The organism is Peribacillus aracenensis (assembly GCF_025175645.1).
GTDB classification, from domain to species: domain Bacteria; phylum Bacillota; class Bacilli; order Bacillales; family DSM-1321; genus Peribacillus; species Peribacillus aracenensis.
Window position 1 is genome coordinate 68,386 of sequence record NZ_JANZMJ010000028.1, and the last position, 6,017, is coordinate 74,402.

5 protein-coding genes, 1 pseudogene and 1 other annotated feature are annotated in these 6,017 nt (G+C 40.6%); of the genes and pseudogenes, 4 read left to right on the forward strand and 2 right to left on the reverse strand.

Annotation, left to right across the window (positions count from 1 at the left end; genetic code table 11):
- Positions 1-11: 11 nt before the first annotated feature.
- Complete coding sequence (locus N0M92_RS22205; protein ID WP_260287876.1) at positions 12-1,421, reverse strand: LysM peptidoglycan-binding domain-containing protein; 1,410 nt, start codon at positions 1,419-1,421, stop codon at positions 12-14.
- 250 nt (positions 1,422-1,671) lie between these two features.
- Between N0M92_RS22205 and N0M92_RS22210 the strand changes: the two genes are divergently transcribed.
- From N0M92_RS22210 to argS, 4 genes are all read left to right on the forward strand, one after another.
- Positions 1,672-1,830 (forward strand): hypothetical protein, encoded by a 159-nt coding sequence (locus tag N0M92_RS22210; protein WP_260287877.1) that lies wholly within the window; start codon positions 1,672-1,674, stop codon positions 1,828-1,830.
- Positions 1,831-1,930: 100 nt separating this feature from the next.
- Entirely contained in the window at positions 1,931-2,962 is a 1,032-nt protein-coding gene (locus N0M92_RS22215; protein ID WP_260287879.1) for a fatty acid desaturase, read from the forward strand.
- Positions 2,963-3,055: 93 nt separating this feature from the next.
- On the forward strand, positions 3,056-3,601 hold the full coding sequence (locus tag N0M92_RS22220; RefSeq protein ID WP_260287880.1) for a response regulator: 546 nt from the start codon (positions 3,056-3,058) through the stop codon (positions 3,599-3,601).
- A 67-nt stretch (positions 3,602-3,668) separates the two neighbouring features.
- Positions 3,669-3,886, forward strand: a binding site (T-box leader).
- Between the two features lie 34 nt (positions 3,887-3,920).
- Positions 3,921-5,600, forward strand: a complete 1,680-nt coding sequence (argS, locus tag N0M92_RS22225) for an arginine--tRNA ligase (RefSeq protein ID WP_397443908.1) — start codon at positions 3,921-3,923, stop codon at positions 5,598-5,600.
- 292 nt (positions 5,601-5,892) lie between these two features.
- Here argS and N0M92_RS22230 read toward each other — a convergent pair.
- A pseudogene (locus N0M92_RS22230) lies at positions 5,893-6,017 on the reverse strand (NAD(P)/FAD-dependent oxidoreductase); the annotation flags it as partial.

The following is a 6,017-nucleotide window of genomic DNA, read 5'->3' on the forward strand; positions in this document are numbered from 1 at the left end:
TTTCTATCAATCTATTGATTAAAATGATAGACATCCCAAATGTCAGGGGTTTCTGATCCAAGATACCAAGCAGATACACCGCCTAGATGATTTTGTTTGACCAGGTCAATACGGAGCTTCACCGACTTTTTATCTTCTATCCATATTTGATGCTTTTCCCCTTTGGAAGTATACTCCACGTAATTTTGTTGAGCCTTTTTATCCCATACCTTTTTAAGTTTATGAGATGAAATGATTTTGTTGACTTCAGCCATGGTACGGTCATGACTTTTCACTTTTTTGGTCGATAAATCGGTTACCCATTCCCTCGTATAAAATGGTACAGCCAATATGATCTTATGGGCAGGTACTTCTTTCATTAATAGCTTCGTTCCTTCTTTGATCCAAGGTAATGAGGAAACGGACCCGGCTACCGGGCTCCCTCCCCAATGCTCGTCATAACCCATTATGATGAGGTAGTCCGCTATTTTGCCAAGTGCTTTCCTATCCAGACTTTTTGACCAAAAAGGGTCTTCATTTTCTCGGGTGACATCCACGGACACTTTAATTCCATGCGGTTTTAAGGCTTTTTTCAGTTCGCCTATGAAAAGTACAAAGTCCTTCTTGCTTTTTGGATCGATGTTTTCAAAATCTACATTTATTCCATCACTTTTAGTTTTAACAAGTGAATCACGTAAAGCTGAAACTAATTTCTGGCGATTTTTTGTATTGCCTAGTACAGAATCAGTTAAAACAGGGTCAAATTGATTACCGATAAGCTGCCAAACTTGTTTTCCTTGTTTATGGGCGTTTTGGACGAATTTTGCATCCGCAGAAACGGAAACGAAATTACCGGAATCCTTCAGCGTATAGGAACGGGGAGATACTACATTTAAATTAGGTTGTTTCATTTGTTGGGTGTAGTTTTCTTTCGATCCATTATGCGTCCAGCCCATGACGATAGGTTTTTGCGCCTTTTTTTGAAGCTGGGATGACTTTACCCATCCCTTCTTCCCATCAAGCAATTGAACCTGGTAGTAATAATCAGGAATCTTCAATTTTTGGCCAACTTTAAGGGTAACCGTATGTAACTTGTTTAATTTCGTCAAATCACTTGTGGTTACCTTATATTTAGTGGAAATCTTCCACAATGTATCTCCTGATACAACCTTATGGATCTTATATTTCTGGGGGATCTTCAGGTTTTGGCCAATATTTATTTCGGTCGAAGTTAATTTATTTTCTTTTTGTAGCTCACTTAGTGAAACACCATATTGATTTGCTACTTTCCATAATGTGTTTCCAGCCTTTACTTTATGGATAATAGGCCCCGCGGAATCTCCGACGGAAGTAGAAATGACGGGAAACTCCTCGCCCTTTTTTAAGGGCTTTAATTGAGTGGAACCTAACTTAGGAGAACTAAAAACTTTTGTATTGTCCACTTTAACAGAACCTATGTAAAGGGTTTTGCTTGATGAATGACCACTGGGTGGATAGAGACATATACAAAGAAGGCTAAATATAATAAAACATCCAAAGAATTTTTTCACAATGATTTTATTCCCCTTTGTAAAATTTAACTTTACTAGTTTACTATGGAGAATCGCTATAAAATAGAGGTACATTGTGGAAAGGCTCTATATATAAGAAAATAGGGAATCTAATTACGATTCTGTATTGGTGTTCCACTCTATGGCAGGACGAATTATTTTGCTTACTGCTGGGACTGGTGGCCTGATATTGATAGTCCCGTTTTTCAAGATAACGAAATCCTATACATATGAACAGGTTAATCAGTTTTTACTGGTTGGCCTTTTTTTACGCTTGCCGCTGAAAATGACTTGTACATGACATTTGTCATCTTCTAGTCATGACACCTGGTACTAATAAATTCAGGCTGCTTTCTTTATAATATGAAATAACGACAAATAAAAGGAAGTGCAATTGAATAATGACCTTGCAAAATACGAAAAACTTGAGAAAACAAATTGCTCCTTTTGAACAATCAACGACAAAGCAAAGTATATGGCAGATCGTCAATACCTTGGGGCCATTCATTATTTTATGGTACCTAGCATATATAAGTCTTTCCGTTTCTTATTGGTTAGCTTTAATTCCAGCTGTGTTTGCTGCTGGTTTCTTGACAAGGATATTCATCATTTTTCATGATTGCACGCATCATTCATTTTTCAAAAACCGCCGTGCGAATAGAACAGTCGGTACGATCATGGGTGTTTTGACTTTATTCCCGTTTGATCAATGGGGACATGAGCATTCTGTGCATCACGCAACAAGCGGCAATTTGGATAAGCGGGGGACGGGGGATATTTGGACCCTTACGGTGGATGAGTATTTGGCTGCACCGCTTAAACTTCGTTTTGCGTATCGTTTTTATCGCAATCCATTGGTTATGTTTGGTTTGGGACCCATTTATGTTTTCCTTCTTAAAAACAGGTTTAACCGTAAAGGTGCTAGAAAGAAGGAAAAGATGAATACGTATTTGACGAATGTAATAATCGTCGCTTTAGTGGCATTGCTTTGCCTGGCAGTAGGCTGGCAGTCGTTCCTTCTGGTACAAGGTTCCATCTTCATGATTTCTGGTTCAGTGGGCATTTGGCTGTTTTACGTCCAGCATACATTCGAGGACTCTTACTTCGAAGAGAATGAGGAGTGGGAATATGTATTGGCGGCAGTGGAAGGAAGTTCTTTCTATAAGCTTCCAAAACTGATGCAGTTCCTTACAGGTAATATCGGTTACCATCATGTTCACCATTTAAGTCCAAGGGTGCCTAACTATAAATTGGAAATGGCGCACAATAATACAGAGCCTTTAGAGAACGTTCCAACGATTACTCTTGCGACAAGCTTGCGCTCACTCCGTTTCCGTTTATGGGATGAGGCATCCAAGAATTTTGTTAGCTTCAAGGACATTAAATATTTAACGAAAAAAAGTGTTCCCGTTCAAGTGAAATCTGAACTGTAACGTTCATGTATCATTCCAGACTCCCTTAATAATCCTTGGATTTGGGGGAGTCTTTGCTTCATATAAGGAACTCGATAAAGGAGAGAACTTAAAATGATTCGAATTGTCATTGCAGAGAATCAGCAAATGCTGTTAGAGGCAATAAGTTCTCTACTCAATCTTGAAGAAGATATAGAAATTGTCGGGCAAGCCAGTAATGGAGAAGAAGCGATGGCCCTTGTACACCAATTACAGCCGGATGTGTGTATCATGGATATGGAGATGCCTGTAATGAGCGGACTTGAGGCGGCAGAAGCATTAAAGTCATTTGAATGCAAAGTGGTCATTTTAACGACATTTCGAAGGACTGGTTATTTTCAACTCGCATTGAAAGCTAATGTAAATGGTTATTTATTGAAGGATAGCCCCGGTGAAGAGTTAGCCTGCTCGATTCGCGGCATAATGGACGGCAAGCGAATATACTCCTCAGAACTTATAGACGAGTCTCCCAGCAATAATGACCGGGAAATGGGAGTGTTAGGGCTGTTAGCCGATGGTCAATCCAAATTGGAAGCGTCTAATAAGCAAAGCGGAACAATAGGGACAGTAAGGAAGTATTTTTCGACCATCAAGGATAAAATGAAGGTACCGGCTGGTTAGGATTTGTTTCTTAAATCCTGTTGACACGTTTTTTTTTATTGTGTACGATAGATTAAATTATAATATTGAAAATTCTGTGATGAAGAGAGTAGTTCATGTCGAAATGGAAAGCGAGTTAGGGATGGTGGGAGCCTAATGCAGGACGGATGAATGAAGCGCACTTTGGAGAAATTTCTTGAAACGTTTAGTAGGGAACATCGGGGAGTCACCTCGTTAACAATGGAAAGTGGTCACAATTGTGGCAACTAGAGTGGTACCACGGGAATTCATGCTCTCGTCTCTTATTTAGAGGCGGGGGCTTTTTTGTTTAGGAGGGAAAATGTCGATGAATAAGCCAATTGCAGAATTGATTTCAACTGCTTTGAACAATGAAATGCAAGCAAGTGAAATAGAGAAATTAATGGAAAAGCCTAAATTGATGGAGTTAGGTGATGTCGCCTTTCCGTGCTTTACTCTTGCAAAAAAATTCAAAAAATCACCTCAAGTGATTGCGTCTGAAATAGCCCAACAATTAAACAGTGAGTTGCTCCAAGAAGTGAACGTTGTGGGTGGTTATCTGAATATCTTCGTCAATCAACAGGTGGTGACGGAAAACGTGCTGCAAACGATATTAAGAGAAAAGGATCAGTATGGTTCGGTGCAGCCTGTACAGGAAAATGTCGTGATTGATTACTCATCCCCGAATATCGCCAAGCCTTTTTCCATGGGGCACTTACGCTCAACGGTCATAGGGAATGCACTGGCTAACATTGCCGAAAAAAATGGCTACGATGCCGTGCGCATCAATCATTTAGGCGATTGGGGCACGCAATTCGGCAAGTTGATTGTCGCGTATAAGCTGTGGGGCGACAAAGAGGCAATCGAGGCTTCGCCGATTCAGGAATTATTGAAAATCTATGTGAAGTTCCATGAAAGAGCTGAAACGGACGAATCGTTGAATGAACAAGCGCGCGCAAGCTTCAAGTCGCTTGAAGATGGGGACGGGGAGGCACTGGCTCTGTGGAAATGGTTCAGGGATGCGTCTTTAAAAGAATTCGAGACGATTTATGATTTATTGGGCATCCGTTTTGATTCCTATGCCGGCGAAGCGTTTTACAATGACAAAATGGATGCTGTTGTCGGGGAGCTAAAAGAAAAGGGCTTGCTTACCCTATCCGAAGGTGCCTATGTCGTGCAATTGGAAGATATGCCGCCTTGTTTGATTACGAAAACCGATGGGGCGACACTTTATGCGACGCGTGATTTGGCTGCAGCCATGTATCGTAAAAAACAGTACGGGGCGAAGAAAACATTTTATGTTGTCGGAAACGAACAATCGCTGCACTTTAAGCAACTTTTTAATGTCATTGAAAAAATGGGGTATGGATGGTCAAAAGATTTGCAGCACGTAGCATTTGGCATGATGTTAAAAGACGGCAAGAAAATGTCGACACGTAAAGGGAAAGTCGTGCTGCTTGCGGATGTATTGGCAGAGGCAATCGAAACTGCGAAGCGCAATATTGAAGAAAAAAATCAAGCGCTTGAACAGAAGGAATTGGTTGCAAGACAGGTTGGTGTCGGAGCGGTCATCTTTAATGATCTAAAAAATAACCGCATGAATGATATTGATTTTTCATTAGAGCAAATGATGAATTTTGAGGGAGAAACGGGTCCATATGTACAGTACACATATGCGCGAATTTCCTCATTGCTTGAAAAAGGTGAATTTAAAGAGCAGTCCCTCACTTTTGAAGCTTTAGGAGAATATGCGTGGCCGGTCATCCAGCTGTTGGAGCAATACCCGATCATTGTCCAAAAATCATTTGAACAAGCCGACCCATCACAAATCGCGAAATTCAGCTTGCATTTATCGCGTGCATTCAATAAGTATTATGCACATACCAAAGTCTTAGTTGAAGATGAATGCAAACAAATGAAGCTCTCATTCGCTTTTTCCGTGGCGGTTGTATTAAAGGATGCGCTAAGTTTATTGGGAATTTCAGCGCCGAATAAAATGTAAGTTCAAATATCCCTGCAAAAAAGAATTCATTTCGATCTTTCGAAATGGATTCTTTTAAATGATGAAAAACGCCTACTCGATGACATCGAAGTCCACTGTTGAAATGATAGTGATTTCCTCGTCTTGATGATGCTTGGACTATTCATTAACCGAGTCCATAAGCGACGAGCTTACTTTTTCCAAACATAATGGACCCCTCGACGGGTGCCCGCCTTTTCTGAAATGAAAAATGCCCTTACTCCCAAATGGGAATAAAGGCATGTACACGTGAACATGTCACGGCGATAATGAATTAATAAGCCAAGCTGAATAGGGCTTTGATGTGTGATAGATAGCGAACATTACTTGCTTCTTTCATCAATGTAGCCGGCAGGCCTTTAAGGGAAGTGTTATTGGCCCCAACGGTTGCCACCGCAT

Bases quoted from the DNA above. Each gene is read 5' to 3' on its own strand.
- N0M92_RS22210 (WP_260287877.1), top strand. From the start codon at position 1,672: ATGGCAGGACGAATTATTTTGCTTACTGCTGGGACTGGTGGCCTGATA.
- N0M92_RS22215 (WP_260287879.1), top strand. From the start codon at position 1,931: ATGACCTTGCAAAATACGAAAAACTTGAGAAAACAAATTGCTCCTTTT.
- N0M92_RS22220 (WP_260287880.1), top strand. From the start codon at position 3,056: ATGATTCGAATTGTCATTGCAGAGAATCAGCAAATGCTGTTAGAGGCA.
- argS (WP_397443908.1), top strand. From the start codon at position 3,921: ATGTCGATGAATAAGCCAATTGCAGAATTGATTTCAACTGCTTTGAAC.